Below are 16,592 nucleotides of genomic sequence, written 5' to 3'. Positions count from 1 at the left end.
CCGCGCGAGGACGATGGCGTCTCGCACCTGCTCCTGCTCCAGCAACCGGGCCTCGATTTCCCCCAGCTCGATACGGAAACCGCGGATTTTCACCTGATGGTCGATCCGCCCGACATATTCGATCACACCCGAGGCGTTRTAACGCGCCAGGTCGCCAGTACGGTACAAACGCCCGCCAYTCTGGCTGAACGGATCGGGCATGAAGCGYTCGGCGGTCAGGTCCGGGCGGTTGAAGTAACCACGGGCCAACAACTCGCCGCCGATCACCAGTTCACCCACCACGCCGATCGGTGCCGGGGCACCGCTGTCATCCAGCARGTAGATGCTGCGCCCGGCCAGGACCTTGCCGATGGGCATGGTCAAGGGTGTGGGGCGGGCGCCGGTCACGTAGTCGGTGCAGTCGAGGGCGGTAACCGTCACCGTGGCTTCGGTGGGGCCATAGGTATTGAGCAGCTTGACGTGCCCAAGRCCGGCCTCGGCCCACGCGGCAAGGCCTTCGGGCGGCATGGCTTCACCGCCGGCGTGGACTTGCTTGAGGCGCCCATAMTCGCGCGGACCGGCMGYGGCRAARTCCTTGGCCAGCAGGTTCCAATAGGCGGTGGTGAGGTCGACCACACTGATCTGGTGCTTGATCAGTTCGCGGTAGAAGGTCTCGGTGTCCCAGATCTCGGTGCCGCGCAGCACCACCGAGGCGCCGCAGATCAGCGCCGGGTACARCTGCTCGACGAARCCGTCGAAGTTGAAGGTGGAAAACTGCAGGATGCGGTCATCGCCCTTGAGGTTGAAAAAATCCAGCGATACATAGGCATGGCGAGTCAGCGACARCTGGTTGATGCCCACRCCTTTGGGCCGGCCGGTGGAGCCCGAAGTGAACATCACATACGCCAGGTTCTGGGCATGGGCGCGGTTGYTCAGGTTGCTGGCGTCCAAGTCGACCCAGGCCTGGTCCTGGTCCAGGCACAGGTGGTCGACATAGTCGGGAATCGCCAGGCGTTCACGTAAGTGACTCTGGGTCAGCATCAGCCGGGTGCCRCTGTCTTCGATCATGCACAGCAGGCGGTCCTGGGGGTATTCCGGGTCCAGGGGCACGTAGGCGCCGCCGGCCTTGAGCACCGCCAGCAGGCCGATGATCATGTCCAGGCCGCGCTCCACGGCGATCCCCACCAGCACGTCGGGGCCGACGCCCAGGCGCACCAGATGCCGGGCCAGGCGGTTGGCCCGGGCGTTGAGTTCGGCATAGGTCAGTTGACGGTCTTCGAAGAGCAAGGCCGGCGCTGAAGGTTGCTGGCTCACCAGATGCCGGGCCAGGCGGTTGGCCCGGGCGTTGAGTTCGGCATAGGTCAGTTGACGGTCTTCGAAGAGCAAGGCCGGCGCTGAAGGTTGCTGYGCTACCTGGGCTTCGAACAGTTGGTGAACCCGCTGCTCACTGGGGTAATCGAGAGTGGCGCTGCTCCAGTCGTGCACCAGTGACTGGTGCTCCTGGGCGTCCAGCAGGCTGAGTTCCGCCAACGGTAGTTCGGCCGCATCGAGCATATGCTGGAGCAGGTTGCTCAAGTGCGTACCAAGACGCTGCACCGCCGCCGTTGAAAAGTGCCCATGGGCATAGCTGTAATGCAAGGTCAGGGTATCGCCCAGATTGACCGTCAGGGTCAGCGGGTAACTGGTCTGCTCATGGGTGTGCAAGGCCTCGAATTGCAGGCCGTCGGGTGCCCCGCGTTGCAGCACTTCAGAGACCGGGTAGTTTTCGAAGACCAGAATGGTGTCGAACAGTGCCTCGCCACCGCGACCGGCCCAACGCTGGATCTCGTAAAGCGGTGCGTGTTCGTGTTCGCGCAGGCTCAGATTCAGCGCCTGTACGCTTTGCAGCCAACTGCCGAGGCTTTGCTCGGCCTGCGGGGTCGCCACCACCGGCAGGGTGTTGATGAACAGGCCAATCTGTTGCTCGACCCCGGGCAAATGCGCCGGGCGCCCCGCTACCGTGACACCAAACGCAACTGTGGCTTGTGCGCTGTAGCGTTGCAGCAGCAACAGCCAGGCGGCTTGTACCAGGGTATTGAGCGTGACTTTCTGCTGACGGGCAAATTCATGCAGGCGCAGGGTCTGGGTGGCGTCCACCACGCAATAGTGTTCGCCATAGGCTGGCCCCGACGGCGCCGGCACCTGCGCCTGGGCCAGGCGGGTCGGCTGTTCCAGGGGCAATAGCTGGGCCTTCCAGAATGCTTCGCTGGCGGCACTGTCCTGCTCTTGCAGCCAGGCAATGTAATCGCGATAGCGGCCCACTGCGGCCGGCGGTTTCTGGCCGCTGTAGCGCTGCAACACTTCGCCGAGCAACTGTGAGTTGCTCCACCCGTCCATCAGGATGTGGTGATGGGTGTAAATCAGGTGCCAGTCGCTGTCCGTCAGTTGCACCAGGACCAGGCGCAACAGCGGTGGCCGGGCCAGGTCGAAAGGTTGCTGCGATTGCGCCTGGGCCAATGCGTCAAGGGCTGCCGGAAGTGCCTCGTGGCTGCGCCAGTCGAGCACGCTGAACGGCAACTGCACCTGGCGATGCACCATTTGCTGCGCTTGCGGCCAGTCGCCAGGCCAGATGAAGCCGGTGCGCAGGATGTCCTGGGCGTCGACGGTGGCCTGCCAGGCGGAACGAAAACGTGCGACGTCCAGCCCCTGCACATTGACGCGCATCTGGTTGATGTAATCGCCGGCGTCCTGCTCGTAAAGGCTGTGAAACAGCATGCCCTGCTGCATCGGCGACAAGGGGTACAGGTCTTCGGCCTCGGCGCCTATCTGCGCCAGCGCATCCAGCTGGGACTGGCTGATGCCGGCCAAGGGGAAATCCGACGGCGTCGCCTGCCCGGCTTCAAGCCCGCAGCAATGGGCAATCACCGCCTTGAGCTCGGCGGCATAGTCGTCAGCCAGTCGCTGGATCGTCGCGCACGAAAACATCTCACGGCTGAAGCCCCATTGCAGGGACAGTTCGCCGCCGTATACCTGCCCCTCGACCGTCAGCCAGTTGGCCAGCGGCGCAAGCGGGTCCTGGGCCAGACCGTTGCCTTCGGCGGAAGGCACGAACAGCGCGCCTTCGTCGAACTGGCGGTCGAACTGTCCAAGGTAGTTGAACGTGATGCGCGGCTGGGGCAGCGCCGCCAGGGCCGCGACCACGGATGGCGGGGCCAGGTAGCGCAACACGCCGTAGCCAACGCCTTTGTCCGGCACCGCACGCAGTTGTTCCTTGAGCGTCTTGATCGAGTCCGACAGCGCGTGTGCCGGAGTGAGGTTGACGGGAAACAGGCTGGTGAACCAGCCGACGGTGCGGGTCAGGTCCACGCCGTCAAACAGGTCTTCACGCCCATGGCCTTCCAACTGAATCAACGCGCTGGACTGCCCGCTCCAGCGGCACACCACACGCGCCAGTGCGGTAAGCAGCAGGTCGTTGACCTGGGTGCGATAGGCGGCCGGCGCGAGGGTCAAGAGTTGGCGAGTGGTCTCGGCATCCAGGGTGCAACTGACCTTTTCCTCCAGGTATTGATGCAAGGCACCCTGGGGGTTATCGCAGGGCAAATCCGCGGTCGACGCCTGCCCAAGCTGCGCTTGCCAGCCTTCCATCTGGGGTAGAAAGCGTGGAACGGCGTCTTGCAGCCGGGCCGTCCAGGTTTGATAGGAGGTGGTCTTGCCCGCCAGTGCTGGCGCTGCCCCCTCGCGCAAGCCGACGTACAACTGCTGCAAATCGTCCAACAAGATGCGCCAGGAAACTCCGTCCACCACCAGATGATGGATCACCAACAGCAAGCGCTGGCTGTGATCGGGCATCTGCACCAACAGTGCGCGCAACAACGGGCCGTCTTGCAGGTTGAGGCTGCGCTGGGCCTCATCACACAGCTCAGCCAGGGCTTCGTGGCTGTCTACCTGGCGCTGCCACAGCACGGATTCACCCACAGGCTCGCTGTAGTGCTGTTGCCACCCCTCACCGTTCGCCTGGTAACGTAGGCGCAAGCCGTCATGGTGGTTGACCAGTTGCTGCAACGCGCCGTTCAGGAAAGCCGCCACGATTGGCTCGCGCGGCATCAGCAACAACGACTGGTTCCAGTGCTGGCGCTGGGGGATGTCCTGGGCGAAGAACCAGTGCTGCACCGGGCTGAGGATCGCCTGGCCCTGGGCAGCACCCTGGTCGATCGTGGTATGCAGGCGCAGGCTTGCGACTTGCGCCAGGCTACGCAGGGTCTGGTGCTGGAACACGTCCTTGGGGCTGAGGTTGATGTCGGCCTGGCGTGCCCGGCTGACCACCTGCATGGACACGATGGAGTCGCCGCCCAGTTCGAAGAAGTTATCGTCCAGCCCCACCCGCTCGACCCCGAGCACCGTTTGCCAGATTGCCGCGAGGGCTTTCTCCGTGTCGCTTTGCGGTCCGACGTGCTGCCGGGCCGATGGTGAGCTGTCGATGGCTGGCAGGGCCTTGCGGTCGAGCTTGCCATTGGGGGTCAGTGGCAAGCGTTCCAGGAACAGCAAATGGTTGGGTACCATGTAAGCCGGCAACACCTGCTTGAGGGCAGCCTTGAGGGTTTCGCGCAAGGCTTCCTGAGCCTTGGCATCCCCCTGCAAACTCGCCTCGGCAGGCACCAGGCACGCCACTAGCTGCTGGCCGACCGGGCTGTCCTGGGCCAGTACTGCCAATTCGCGTATCCCAGGCTGGCGCAACAGCTGAGCCTCGATTTCGCCCAGTTCGATACGAAAACCGCGCACCTTGACCTGATGATCGATACGGCCTTGGTACTCAAGCACGCCGCCATCCTGGTAGCGCACCAGATCACCCGTGCGGTACATACGTTCGCCCTGCGTGGAGAACGGGTTGGGCACATAGCGCTCGGCGGTCAGGGCGGCGCGCCCGAGGTAACCACGGGTAATCCCCGCCCCTGCCAGGTAGAGTTCGGCGCAGACACCTTGGGGCACGGCCTGTAGCCGGGCATCGAGCAGGTAGCTCGCGGTATGGCTGACTGGCCGGCCAATGTTCGGGCGACCACCGGCGGTACGCCGGGTATAAGTGGAATAGGTGGTGTCTTCAGAGGGCCCGTAAAGGTCGTAGACATGCTCGACACCAGGCTGTTGATAGAGAGCCTCCACCAACGTCTGTTTCAGCGGTTCGCCGGCCAGGTTGATGATGCGCACGCTGGGAGGAATCTGCCCCGTGCGCTCAAGCGCAGCAATCGCCGATGGCACGGTATTGATCAAGCGCACCCGATCCCGGGCCGGCAGATCGGGCAATTCCAGGGCATTACGGGCAATGATCAGCGAACCACCGGCGGCCAGGGTCACAAACAGTTCCCACACCGAGAGATCGAAACACACCGACGTCGAGGCCAGCACGCCCTGCACATCTTCACGGCTGTAGACCTGTTGCGACCAGTCGATCAGCGCAATTACGTTACGATGGGCAATCGCCACGCCCTTTGGTTTGCCGGTGGAGCCAGACGTGTAGATCACGTAGGCCAGGTTATCCGCAGTCACCGCCGTGACCGGCTCGATCGCAGGCCAGGGCGCCAGCAGCGTTGCCAGGTCATCGAGCAACATCACTTGCGTACCAGGGACGGTCGGCAGGGTTTGCGCCACGGCCTGCTCGGTCAGCAGCAACAAGGCACGGCTGTCTTCGAGCATGTAGGCCACACGCTCGGCCGGGTAGTCCGGGTCGAGCGGTACATACGCACCACCGGCCTTGAGCACCGCCAGCAACGCCACCAGCAACGCCTCGGAACGGGCCATCGCTACGCCGACGCGTACTTCCGGCCCCACGCCATGCTTGACCAGAAGATGCGCCAGTTGATTGGCCTGCCGATCCAGTTGCGCATAGGTCAACTCACACACGCCGAAGGTCACCGCCAGCGCCTGCGGGGTTTGCCGCACTTGCTCGGCAATGCGCTGGTGGATGCACTGCGCCTGGGGGAAGCTGTCATGACGGGGGTTCCAGTCATGCACGATGCGCTGGTATTCGTCCTCGTCCAGCAACGGCAAATCGCCAATGGCCTGCCGGGAGTCGGCCACCATGCCCTGCAACAGCCGCAACCAGTGGCGCGCCATGCGCTCGATAGTGGCAGGCTCGAACAGGTCATCGGCGTAGGTCAGCGCGGCATGCAGAGTGCCGGACTGCTCATAGGTATCCAGTGTCAGGTCAAATTGCGTGGTGCGGCCTTGACGCTGCACCAGGCTCAGTTCCACGCCTGATGCGGTGCTGACCGTGGAAATATCCGCCACCTGAGGCTGGTGGTTGTACATCACCTGGAACAGCGGGGTATGGCTCAGGCTGCGCTCGATATTCAGCGCTTCAACCAGCCGTTCGAAGGGCAGATCCTGATGCGCCTGGGCACCGAGGGCCGCTTCCTTGATGGTCGCGAGCAGTTGGTCGACAGGAGTTTGCCCGTTCAATTCAGTGCGCAGTACCTGGGTGTTGACGAAGAAACCAATCAAACCCTCGACTTCACTGCGGTTACGGTTGGCAATCGGCACGCCGACACGGATATCGCCCTGGCCGGTGTAACGATGCAGCAGCGCATTAAAGGCACCCAGCAGCAGCATGAACAGGGTGACGTTGTGTTTTTGCGCGCAACTGCGCAGTTGCGCAGCCAGCGCCGGATCAATCGCGAAGTTATACCGCGTGCCTTGATAGCTGGGCATCGCCGGGCGCGGATGATCGGTGGGCAGCTCCAGTACCGGATGCTCGTCGCCCAGGCGTGCCTGCCAGTATTCCAACTGGCGCGCCTGCTCCCCCGCTTCCAACCAGCGTCGCTGCCAAAGGGCGTAGTCGCTGTACTGGATCGGCAGCTCGGGCAGCTGCGGCGTTTCGTTGCGCTCATGGGCGTCATAGCAACGGATGAACTCGTCGATCAGCACATTCATCGACCAACCGTCGGAGACGATATGGTGCAGCGTCAGCAGCAGCACGTGTTCCTGATCGTCAAGTTTGAGTAATTGCACGCGCAGCAGCGGGCCGTGTTCCAAGTCGAATGGCAACAAGGATTGGCGGGTAGCGGCATCGTTGACGGCCTGCTCGCGCTCGGCGGCGGGCAAGGCGCTGACGTCCAGTTGCTCGACCGCAAGCGACGGCTCTATCGCCACCTGCACCAGATGCTCATCAGCCTGGCGTTGGAACACGGTGCGCAGGGTTTCGTGACGCGCCACCAGGCTGGCGAATGCTTGCTCCATCGCTGGCAGGTTCAGCGCGCCGATCAAGCGCACCGCGCCGGGCAGATTGTAGGCGCCGCTGGCCGGGTCCAATTGCCAGAGAAACCACATGCGCTGCTGTGCGTAGGACAGCGCTTGGCGGTCCTGCGCCTCTACCCCTGCCGGAATCGGAAACCGGGAAAACTCCACGCCTTCTTTCTGCAAGGCTTGCAGGAACAGCTGGCGTTTTTCCAGAGGCAACCCGATAAACCGGCGAGCAAGTTTCAAGGAGTCTTCAGCATTCATTTCTTCGAATCCGGGGCAATAGGCGGGAAGCACAAAGGCACGTCGTCCCTATAAAACGAACCGGAAGGGGAAAAATTAGCGCGGGGATGGGTGGCGTCGAGCGAGCTGTCAACAAGGGTTACATCAATTCCAGGCAAGGCACGCGAAGCCAAGCTAGCATTGACGAACACCACTTTTTGCAACTACATTTAGTTACACGCAGGGAACGCCGCGTCCAAAAATGAAAAGCTGCTCGCCAAACTGCTCAATGAGCACATGGCATTTACCTGGCCCGAGCTCGTCACACTGTTACGACGGCTCGGATACACACAGATTGAAGGGGCCGGAAGCCGGGTCAGATTCGACATCGGCGACCCCAGTGCAATGATCACGTTGCACAGGCCTCACCCCGGCAACGAAGTGAAGCACTACATTCGTCGCCAGATCATCGAACAATTGAAATCAGGAGAACTGATTCAGTGAACAACCAACTGAAACACAATGGCTATATCGGCTCTATCGAAGCCAGCCTTGAAGACAACTGCCTGTTTGGCAAGGTCCTGTTCATCAAGGCATTAGTGAGCTACGAAGGTAAAACCGTCGCAGAACTGGAAGCCGCCTTCCGTGAAGCGGTGGACGATTACCTCGCGACCTGCCAGGCCCTCGGGCAAACGCCGGAGAAGCCTTGCAAAGGTTCATTCAACGTGCGCGTCGGGCATGACCTGCACTTGGCAGCAGCCCTGGCAGCAACCCGTAAGAAAGTGACGTTGAATGATCTGACGCGCCAAGCGTTGAGCGAGTTTCTACAACATCACTATCCAGAGCCATGCCCGGCGATAGGCTGACTAGCCCAACCGTCGGTAACCCAACACCGCCGAGCCCAACACCACTGCCCCCGCCGCCAACGCCACCCAGAATCCGCTGGCGGCTCCAAAATGATCGATCATCCAACCGGAGCTGGCGGCGCCGATGGCCACACCGATGCTCAGGCCGGTGATCAGCCAGGTCATGCCTTCGGTGAGGCGGCTGGGCGCGACGATCTGCTCGACCATGGCCATGGACACGATCAAGGTGGGCGCGAAGAACAGGCCGGAGATAAAAATCGCCGCGGCCAGGCCCGGAATATTGCTCACCAGTAACAAAGGCAAGGTCGTCACCGCCGTGGCCACGCCGCAGTACAGGAACTGCCGGGGCAACGGTGCCTTGAGCTTGAGGGCACCAAAGGCCAGCCCGGCCAGGCATGAACCGATGGCATACACCGACAGCACGATACTCGCCGCCGCCGGCTGACCCTGATGCTGGGCGAACGCCACGCTGACCACATCCACCACGCCGACGATCACACCCATGGCCAGCAGCAGGATCATCAGGATCAGCACCGAGGGCGAAGCGATCAGCCAGCGCCCGTGCGCATCGTGGTGTGCGTGGACCGGTGGCTCGGTTTGCCGCTGCAATACAAAGGTGGTCACACCTATGGCCAGCAATACTGCCGCCACCAAGGGGCCGGCTTCAGGAAACAGCACCACGCTCAGGCCCACGGAAATGGGCGGGCCAATGATGAAGCACACCTCATCGAGCACCGACTCCAGGGCAAATGCGGTCTGCAGCCTGGGCTGGCCGCGGTACAGCTCGGTCCAGCGCGCCCGCACCATGGCGGACATGTTCGGCATGCAACCGGCCAGCGCGGCAAACAGGAACAGCGTCCAATTCGGCGCCTGCAAGCGCGTACACAGCAGCACCATCAACAACGCCCCGCCGCCGATCAAAGCGGCAATCGGCAATACCTTGCCCTGGCCGTAGCGGTCCACCCAACGTGAAACTTGCGGCGCACAAAACGCCGTAGCCAGGGCAAACACTGCCGCCACCGAACCGGCCAGGCCATAGCCGCCATGCACCTGGGACAGCATGGTGATCAAGCCGATGCCGGTCATCGATATCGGCATGCGCGCCAGCATGCCGGCGAGCACAAAGGCCCGGGCACCGGGGACCTGGAATAATTCGGCGTAGGGGTTTGCCATCCTGCTTGACCTCTTGCTTGGAGCCCCGGGCTTGCTATCTGAAGCTATCAGGGCAAAATACATACGGTGCGTATGTAACGAATCATGCTTCGCATACGCAGCGTATGTCAATCACTCAGCCAAGAGATTCCCATGAGCCGAGCCCGCGCCGAAATGATCGAAGCCACCCGCGCCCGTCTGTTGGCCAGCGCGCGCCGAGCCTTCGCCACCCAAGGCTATGCCAATACCTCGATGGATGACTTCACCGCCCAGGCCGGGCTCACACGCGGTGCGTTGTACCATCACTTTGGTGATAAAAAAGGCTTGCTGGCGGCCGTGGTCACCCAGCTCGACAGCGAGATGGACGAGCGCTTGCAGCGCATCTCGGAGCAGGCCGCAGAACCCTGGAGCGGTTTTTGCGAACGCTGCCGCGCTTATCTGCGCATGGCCCAGGACCCTGAAATCCAACGCATCGTGTTGCAGGATGCGCCGGCGGTGCTGGGTGATACCGGCCCCCAACAACATTGCGTCGAATCATTGCGCCAATTGCTGGAGGCCTTGATGCAGGCCGGGTTGATTTTTCAGGCCCCCAGCCAAGCACTGGCGCAGATGATCAACGGCAGCCTGGTCAATACCGCGTTGTGGATTGCCCGGGATGACCACCCGGGCACACGCCTGGAAGAAGCGTTGCAAAGCCTGGAGCTACTTTTGCGCGGGCTGAGCCTCAAACCAAGCGCTTGATCTGCTTATGCCGCCACACCAGCCGGTAGTACGCGGTCTGCAACACCAGCATCGCCAGGTAGGTCACCGGGAAGGCCATCCACACCCCTTCCAACCCGAAGTGGGCGTTGAACAGGTAAGCCATCGGCAGTTCCACGCAGAGCACGCAAAAAATCGAGATCGCCACCGGCATCAGCACCACACCACTGGCGCGCATGATGCCGCCAATCACCGCCTGGAACCCGAACACCAGGATGCTCCAGAGCATGATGTGCAGCAGGTGTTCGGCCCTGACCCGTGCGCTGTCGTCGGTGATGAACAGCCCCAGCAGCCAGTGCGACAAACCGTAGCCGAGCACGATCAGGGCACCGGTAAGGCACAGGTTGATCACCAGCCCGGTGCGCAGGATCGGCCCGATGCGCTCCAGGCGCCCGGCGCCAATCGCCTGGGCACCGAGGATCGATGCAGTGATGGCGATCGACAGCGCCGGGAATTGCACGTAGTTGACGATCTGCGTCACCGCGCCATAGGCCGCCGTGGCCTGTGAACCGTGGCCGTTGACCAGGGCGAGGATGACCAATTCAGACAACGACAACACCACCATCTGCAAGCCCGTCGGCAAGCCGATGCGCAGGACCTTGCCGAGGATCACCCGGTCCAGGCGCAAGGCCGCGAGCAATTCACGATCCGGCGCCATCACATGGTTTTTATGCCGCAGGCGCAGGACCAGGAACAGCATCGCCAAGGCATTACCCACCAAACCCGCGTACACCGCACTCTGGATGCCCATGGGCGGCAGGCCGATCCAGCCACGGATCAGCGCCGGGGTCAGCAGCAAGCCCACCAGGGTCGAGACCATCAACGCCAGCAGCGGCGAAATCGTGTCGCTGACTCCGCGCAGCAATTGGGTATAGAGGATGAACACCAGCAACAACGGCATGATCAACATCATCATCTGGGCGTAACCCACCGCATCGTCGAGCACATCCAGCGGCGTACCCAATGCCTGCAAGGCCGGACGCGCAAACAGGCTGCCCAGTACCGCGGCGATCAGGCCCACCAGCGCGCCCAACGTGAGGGTGGCGCCGGTAATCACTTTGACCATCCCTGTCTCCTGGGCGCCCCACGCTTGGCCGATCAACACCGAAGCGCCCGCCCCCAGGCCGATCACCAGGGCGATAAAGAAAAACACGATGGGGAACATGCCCGACACCGCCGCCAGCGCCTGGGTGCCGAGCATTTGCCCAACATAGATGCCGTTGAGGGTGCCGGAAAAGCTCTGCAGAAAATTGGACAGCACCATGGGTGCCAGAAAGATCAGGTAGATCTGCCACAACGGCCGTTGCTGAGTAACTTCCATGATGGTTAGAGTCCCGGAGTGATTAGGCTGGGAAGGCATTGCGCGACAGCCAGCCCAGGTACGTCTGCACGTCCGCAGGCCAGTGCGCGATGCTATGCGAGAAGGCGGCCCTGTCCTGGGCAAACAGCGCGCGCGAGGCGTCTTCAAAACCCGGCAAATTACCGCCAATCGCGCTCATGAAGCGATAGCTGGCTTCCTTGGCCTGGCGCAGTTGATCAACGCTGGCATGGGCCGTGCGCGCTTCATCCACCAACCGGCGCAAGGCAGCCGACGCACCGCCGCGCTGCTGGCCAAGCCACTCCCAATGGCGTGGCAGCAAGGTGACTTCGCGGGCGACCACGCCCAATTTCGGACGCCCCACCGAGGGCGTTGCGGGTGGCTCGTCGTCGCTCTCGACCGGGGCCGCAGGCTGCGGCGCGTAACCCGCTGGCCACGGGTAATCGACCTGTGTGCCGGCGGTGTCATCGAAGACCAGGAAGCTACCGGCGGGCAACGCTTGAGCGGCAAGGGCCTCGGCCACATCGGTATAAGTGCCGGCGGCGATGCGTTGATGGCCTGCGAAAGCGGTGCATAGAGAAATGTTGTGCGTAGGCATGGCTTATTACCCGGATATTATTTGTTTTACCCGGGTTATATTAGGCTGAATTGGCCGACTTGCAAGAATCTTTTGCAAGCGCTACCTCTTGCCTGACCGGCTTCAGGGCAAGCCCCCTCCTGCAGATCCAGGCAGCGTAGACATCTTTGCCTAAAGGGGCACGATGGGCAGCGCACGCTTGTGCGCGGTCTTGCTGTAGGCGCTCTCTACAATCGTTCTTACGTGCTCACTCACAGGCTCACCCATCAGATACGCGTCGATGTCGTCATAGGTACAGCCGTAGGCGACTTCGTCCAGCTTGCCCGGCGCCAATTCTTCGAGGTCGGCGGTCGGGGCTTTTTTGACCAGGTTGTCGGGGGCGCCCAGTGCGGTGCCGAGCAGGCGTACCTGGGTTTTGGTCAGGCCGGACAGCGGTGCCAGGTCGCAGGCGCCGTCGCCGAATTTGGTGAAGAAGCCCATCAGCGCTTCAGCGCCTTGGTCGGTACCGACCACCAGGCCGTTTTGCAGGTTGGCGACGGCATATTGCGCAATCATCCGCGTGCGCGCCTTGACGTTGCCTTTGATGAAGTCCACGCGTTCGGCATCGACTTCGCCGGCAGGCAGGCTGCTCATCAGGCCATCGACACTGGCAGCGATGTTTAGGGTATCGATCTGGTCCGGGCGTATAAAGTCCAGAGACGCGGTAGCATCGTGCTCGTCAGCCTGGCTCTTGTAGGGCAGGCGCATGGCGATAAACCGCGCGGCGTAATCCTGCGAGCGCAGTTGCTCGACCGCCAGCTGGCACAGACGGCCGGCGACCAGCGAGTCGACGCCGCCACTGATGCCCAGCACCAGGGCTTTGCAGCCCGAACTGCGCAAGGTGCGCTTGATGAAGTCGATGCGACGTTGGATTTCCTTGGCTTCGCCCCCCTTCACCAGCTGCCGATTGATATTCAGTTCCTGTGCGATACGGTCCTGCATGTCACACCTCCACATTGCCGACATTGAATACCTGCGCCGCGTACTGCAAAAACGAGGCGTCTTCGCAAACGTTCTTGATCGGGTCATCGGAGAACTTCACCACCGGTTCGCCGTGTACCCGCACCAGTTTCATCACGATGCTCAGCGGCTCCACACCTTGCACATCACACGCCAGGCTGGTGCCCATGCCAAAGCCGAACCTGGCCTTGCCACGGATGTGGCGCAGGATCGGCAGGCATTTTTCGAAGTTCAAGCCATCGGAGAACATAAGGTCTTTGGTCATGGGGTCGATGCCGAGTTCCTTGTATCTGGCCAGCACCTTGTCGGCCCAGGCGATGGGGTCACCGGAATCCTGGCGCAGGCCGTCGTAGAGCTTGGCGAAGTACAGGTCGAAGTCCTTGAGGAAAAAATCCGTGCTGATGCAGTCGGTCAGGGCAATACCCAGGCGGCCACGGTACTCGCGCACCCAATTTTCCAGCGCGGCATTCTGGCTTTCACGCAGGCGCCCCAACTGCTGGTGCACCATCAGCCATTGGTGGGCCATGGTCCCGATCAGCGGCAGGTCGAACTCGTAGGCCAGGTGCGCGTTACTGGTGCCGACAAACTGGCCGGGAAAGTCGCGACGCATGATGTCCACCACTTCGCGCTGGGCCTTGAACGACAGGCGCCGGCGGGTAGAGAAGTCAGACACGCGCAGGTCGGCCAATTCATCGCGGCTGAGGTTTTTTTCCAGCCAGTCGAACTTCTGGTAGAGCTTGCGGGTGACGTCCTCCAGGGTGACGTCGGGGTATTTGTCACGGTTGCGCAATTCGCTGACCAGGGCCAGGACCGGTTGTTCGAACATGATGCAGTGCAGCATCGGGCCGATTACGCGAATGTTGAGCTGGCCGTCGACCTCACTGACGTGGATATAGCGCAGGTTGAAGCGGAACAGGCCGAGGAAGCGCTCGTAGTCCGGGGTGAGGTATTCGCGAAAACGCGGGTTGAACAAAAAGCGCAGCTCACCTTCGCGCATGTGCAGGCCGGCGAGTTTTTCCAGCTCGTCGCGCAGCTGCGGGATCAGGTGTCCGAGTTTTTCCCTGGAGCGCACGATGAAGTTGTATTCCACATCGACATTGGGGTGCTGATGCAACACCGCCTGCATCATGGTGAAGGTGTAGTAGTCGGTATCGAGCAGGCCCTGGATCACTGGGGATTGCTTGTCGTAGGCACTTTCCATGGTGGGTCTCCTTAACGCGCGGCCATCGCGGCCAGTTCTTCGCGGGTACTGCTGATGACAGCACCGGCCTTGAGCAACTCGTTCACAGCCTGTACACCACCCTCCTCACTGATGCTGCGGCAGGCCGGCAGGTGCAGGACGACTTGCAGGCCAGCCTTGAGCAGTTGCATTGCGGTGGTCTTGACGCAGTAGTCCAGGGCCAGCCCGCCGACGATCACGCGGGCGACGCCATGGGCCTTGAGGTACTCGATCACCCCGGTGGACAGCTTGTCGTGCAGGTCGTGGTAGCAGGCGCCGTAGGGGTGCAGGTCGGGTTCGACGCCTTTCCAGATGAAGTAGTCGTAGTCATAGGGGCTGGGCAACTCATCGAGCAAGGTGAAGCCCTCGGTGCCCGGCACACAGTGGCTGACCCAGGTGACATCGGCGTGGGCCAGGCCGGTGGGTTGCAGCATCTCGCTGTGCTGCGCGACGACCCAGGGCGCGTGGGGCGTGTGGGCGTCCTTGCTGCCGATGCGATGGCTGGCGAGGCTGGCCATGTAGTTGAGCTCGGCGCCGATGCGGTCGCCACCGGCCACCGGCAATTCATTGGGGCACAGCGGCGTGAAGCTTTTCTGGGCGTCGACGTCGAATGAAGCGATGGCGGTTTTAGCAAGGGTCATGGTGATTCTCCGGTGGCCTGGAAACAAAAGTACACGTCATGTACTTTCATGGCAAGAAACATTTATTTATTTAGGCGGCCGTCAGTTCATGACATATCTGTTCGATCCGTTAGACTATGTCGGCCACCGTTGATGAGGACCTGTCATGCCACTTAGCGCCTACCTGCACACCGTCGATCTCTGCGTACTGTGCTACTGCCGCGCCGCTGGCGAATTGAAGCTGCTGCTGAATAAACGCGAAGCCGAGCCGTTCGCCGGGCATTGGGCACTGCCGGGTGTGGTGGTAAACGGCGACGTGCAAGACCTGAGCCTCAAGGATGCAGTGGAACGCCTGCGCGCCAGTGACAAGGTCGGCCTGGACCTGGCCTGGAGCGAACAGGTGGGCACGGTGGGCGATGCGTTTCGCGACCCGCGCTGCTGGTCGTCGTCGACTTACTACCTGGCAATCGTGGCGGATGAAATGGCGCTGGGCGAGCACCAGGGCTGGTTTTCACTGGAGGCGGTGGCCGATGGCAGTATCAAGCTGCCATTCGATCACAACAGCATTGTGGCGGCCGTGCACGAGCGGCTGTTGTCCAAGTCGCTGTACAGCAGCTTGCCGCTGATGTTCCTGGGCCATGAATTCAGCGCGCCGGAAGCGACTACGATCTTCTCCCTGGTGCTGGCGCGGCCGGTATTGAAGACCAGTATTCGCCAGCGTTTGTTGAAACTCATGGAGGCGGGGTATCTGCGTGAGACGGGGCGCAAGAAGAACGGCGAAGGTGGCCGCCCCCAGGCGACGGTAGAAAACTTGAAGCCTGGGGCGGTTTACTTCTTTGATCGAAGCTTTGCTGACTGACGTTCTTGCAAGAACGGCGATGGGTAAATCCGCGGGGCTTTAGTTCATCCAGTTACCGCCATCGACGTTGTAGGTCTGGGCCACCACATAGTCGGCCTCCTTCGAAGCCAGGAAGATCGCCATGCCGGTCAGGTCTTCGGCCGTACCCATCCGCCCAAACGGCACCTCGTCCCCTACCCGCTTTTTCTTCTCGCCCGGCGCCAAACCTTCATGCCTGGCGAACAGTGCATCTACCCCATCCCAGTGCTCGCCGTCCACCACACCCGGGGCGATGGCATTGACGTTGATACCCTGCTTGATCAGGTTCAGCCCCGCCGATTGCGTCAGGCTGATCACCGCTGCCTTGGTCGCACAATAGACCGCCACCAACGGCTCGCCACGCCGCCCCGCCTGGCTGGCCATGTTGATGATCTTGCCGCCATGCCCCTGGCGGATCATCTGCCGGGCGGCGGCCTGCAAGGTGAACAGGGTGCCGGCAACGTTGATCGAGAACAGCCGCTCAAAGCTGTCACGGGTGATGTCGACAATGGGCGCCAGGTCGAACAGTGCCGCATTGTTGATCAGGATATCCAGCTTGCCGGCATGGGCCACTACCGTGGCGATTGCGATGTCGATGGAAGCTTGGTCGGTGACGTCCATCACCACCGCGTAGGCCTGGGGCCCCAGTTCGGCGGCAGTGGCCTGGGCTCGTTGCAGGTTGATGTCGGCAATGGCAACAGTGGCGCCTTCGGCGATATAGGCCTGGGCAAACGCGCGGCCAATGCCCCGCGCCGATCCGGTGATCAGCGCGCTTTTACCTTCGAGTCGTTTCAT

The 16,592-nt window shown here is 62.0% G+C and carries 12 protein-coding genes; 4 read left to right on the top strand and 8 right to left on the bottom strand.

All coding sequences use genetic code 11. From position 1 onward, the window contains the following. A partial coding sequence (locus ASD70_RS14690; protein ID WP_236708711.1) for a non-ribosomal peptide synthetase occupies positions 1–7,452 on the bottom strand: 7,452 nt, incomplete at its 3' end. 255 nt (positions 7,453–7,707) lie between these two features. Here ASD70_RS14690 and ASD70_RS14685 point away from each other — a divergent pair. Both ASD70_RS14685 and ASD70_RS14680 read left to right on the top strand, forming a co-directional pair. Continuing rightward, positions 7,708–7,914, top strand: coding sequence for a type II toxin-antitoxin system HicA family toxin (locus tag ASD70_RS14685; RefSeq protein WP_056846808.1), 207 nt, complete (start codon positions 7,708–7,710; stop codon positions 7,912–7,914). After that, complete coding sequence (locus tag ASD70_RS14680; RefSeq protein ID WP_046072223.1) at positions 7,911–8,276, top strand: type II toxin-antitoxin system HicB family antitoxin; 366 nt, start codon at positions 7,911–7,913, stop codon at positions 8,274–8,276. The genes ASD70_RS14685 and ASD70_RS14680 overlap by 4 nt, the downstream gene beginning before the upstream one ends. On the opposite strand, the gene ASD70_RS14675 is transcribed toward ASD70_RS14680, so the two are convergent. Continuing rightward, the gene (locus tag ASD70_RS14675; RefSeq protein ID WP_046072222.1) at positions 8,277–9,449 is read right to left on the bottom strand and encodes an MFS transporter; all 1,173 of its coding nucleotides are present in this window, start codon (positions 9,447–9,449) and stop codon (positions 8,277–8,279) included. Positions 9,450–9,581: 132 nt separating this feature from the next. Between ASD70_RS14675 and ASD70_RS14670 the strand changes: the two genes are divergently transcribed. Further along, a complete protein-coding gene (locus ASD70_RS14670; protein WP_056846807.1) occupies positions 9,582–10,169 on the top strand; it encodes a TetR/AcrR family transcriptional regulator in 588 nt (195 codons plus the stop codon). Here the strand turns inward: ASD70_RS14670 and ASD70_RS14665 are convergent. From ASD70_RS14665 to ASD70_RS14645, 5 genes are all read right to left on the bottom strand, one after another. Beyond that, the gene (locus ASD70_RS14665; protein WP_046072220.1) at positions 10,153–11,508 is read right to left on the bottom strand and encodes an MATE family efflux transporter; all 1,356 of its coding nucleotides are present in this window, start codon (positions 11,506–11,508) and stop codon (positions 10,153–10,155) included. The genes ASD70_RS14670 and ASD70_RS14665 overlap by 17 nt on opposite strands. A gap of 22 nt (positions 11,509–11,530) precedes the next feature. Next, positions 11,531–12,103: a DUF2239 family protein gene (locus tag ASD70_RS14660; protein ID WP_056846806.1), complete on the bottom strand. Its 573-nt coding sequence runs from the start codon at positions 12,101–12,103 to the stop codon at positions 11,531–11,533. Between the two features lie 150 nt (positions 12,104–12,253). Continuing rightward, positions 12,254–13,063 carry an ammonia-dependent NAD(+) synthetase gene (gene nadE / locus ASD70_RS14655; RefSeq protein WP_056846805.1) on the bottom strand — a complete coding sequence of 270 codons (810 nt, stop codon included), beginning with the start codon at positions 13,061–13,063 and terminating at the stop codon, positions 12,254–12,256. A 1-nt stretch (position 13,064) separates the two neighbouring features. Then, positions 13,065–14,282 carry a nicotinate phosphoribosyltransferase gene (pncB, locus tag ASD70_RS14650; RefSeq protein WP_056846804.1) on the bottom strand — a complete coding sequence of 406 codons (1,218 nt, stop codon included), beginning with the start codon at positions 14,280–14,282 and terminating at the stop codon, positions 13,065–13,067. Between the two features lie 11 nt (positions 14,283–14,293). Continuing rightward, positions 14,294–14,941 (bottom strand): nicotinamidase, encoded by a 648-nt coding sequence (locus ASD70_RS14645; RefSeq protein WP_056846803.1) that lies wholly within the window; start codon positions 14,939–14,941, stop codon positions 14,294–14,296. Positions 14,942–15,086: 145 nt separating this feature from the next. On the opposite strand from ASD70_RS14645, the gene ASD70_RS14640 reads away from it, so the two are divergent. Further along, on the top strand, positions 15,087–15,779 hold the full coding sequence (locus ASD70_RS14640) for an NUDIX hydrolase (RefSeq protein ID WP_056846802.1): 693 nt from the start codon (positions 15,087–15,089) through the stop codon (positions 15,777–15,779). 39 nt (positions 15,780–15,818) lie between these two features. On the opposite strand, the gene ASD70_RS14635 is transcribed toward ASD70_RS14640, so the two are convergent. Further along, on the bottom strand, positions 15,819–16,592 hold the full coding sequence (locus tag ASD70_RS14635) for an L-iditol 2-dehydrogenase (protein WP_046072214.1): 774 nt from the start codon (positions 16,590–16,592) through the stop codon (positions 15,819–15,821).

Source organism: Pseudomonas sp. Root569, assembly GCF_001427465.1.
Taxonomy (GTDB): Bacteria; Pseudomonadota; Gammaproteobacteria; order Pseudomonadales; family Pseudomonadaceae; genus Aquipseudomonas; species Aquipseudomonas synxantha.
This window is presented reverse-complemented; position numbering and strand designations above follow the sequence as displayed.

Bases quoted from the DNA above. Each gene is read 5' to 3' on its own strand.
- ASD70_RS14675 (WP_046072222.1), bottom strand. From the start codon at position 9,449: ATGGCAAACCCCTACGCCGAATTATTCCAGGTCCCCGGTGCCCGGGCC.
- nadE (WP_056846805.1), bottom strand. From the start codon at position 13,063: ATGCAGGACCGTATCGCACAGGAACTGAATATCAATCGGCAGCTGGTG.
- ASD70_RS14665 (WP_046072220.1), bottom strand. From the start codon at position 11,508: ATGGAAGTTACTCAGCAACGGCCGTTGTGGCAGATCTACCTGATCTTT.
- pncB (WP_056846804.1), bottom strand. From the start codon at position 14,282: ATGGAAAGTGCCTACGACAAGCAATCCCCAGTGATCCAGGGCCTGCTC.
- ASD70_RS14640 (WP_056846802.1), top strand. From the start codon at position 15,087: ATGCCACTTAGCGCCTACCTGCACACCGTCGATCTCTGCGTACTGTGC.
- ASD70_RS14635 (WP_046072214.1), bottom strand. From the start codon at position 16,592: ATGAAACGACTCGAAGGTAAAAGCGCGCTGATCACCGGATCGGCGCGG.
- ASD70_RS14685 (WP_056846808.1), top strand. From the start codon at position 7,708: ATGGCATTTACCTGGCCCGAGCTCGTCACACTGTTACGACGGCTCGGA.
- ASD70_RS14670 (WP_056846807.1), top strand. From the start codon at position 9,582: ATGAGCCGAGCCCGCGCCGAAATGATCGAAGCCACCCGCGCCCGTCTG.
- ASD70_RS14660 (WP_056846806.1), bottom strand. From the start codon at position 12,103: ATGCCTACGCACAACATTTCTCTATGCACCGCTTTCGCAGGCCATCAA.
- ASD70_RS14645 (WP_056846803.1), bottom strand. From the start codon at position 14,941: ATGACCCTTGCTAAAACCGCCATCGCTTCATTCGACGTCGACGCCCAG.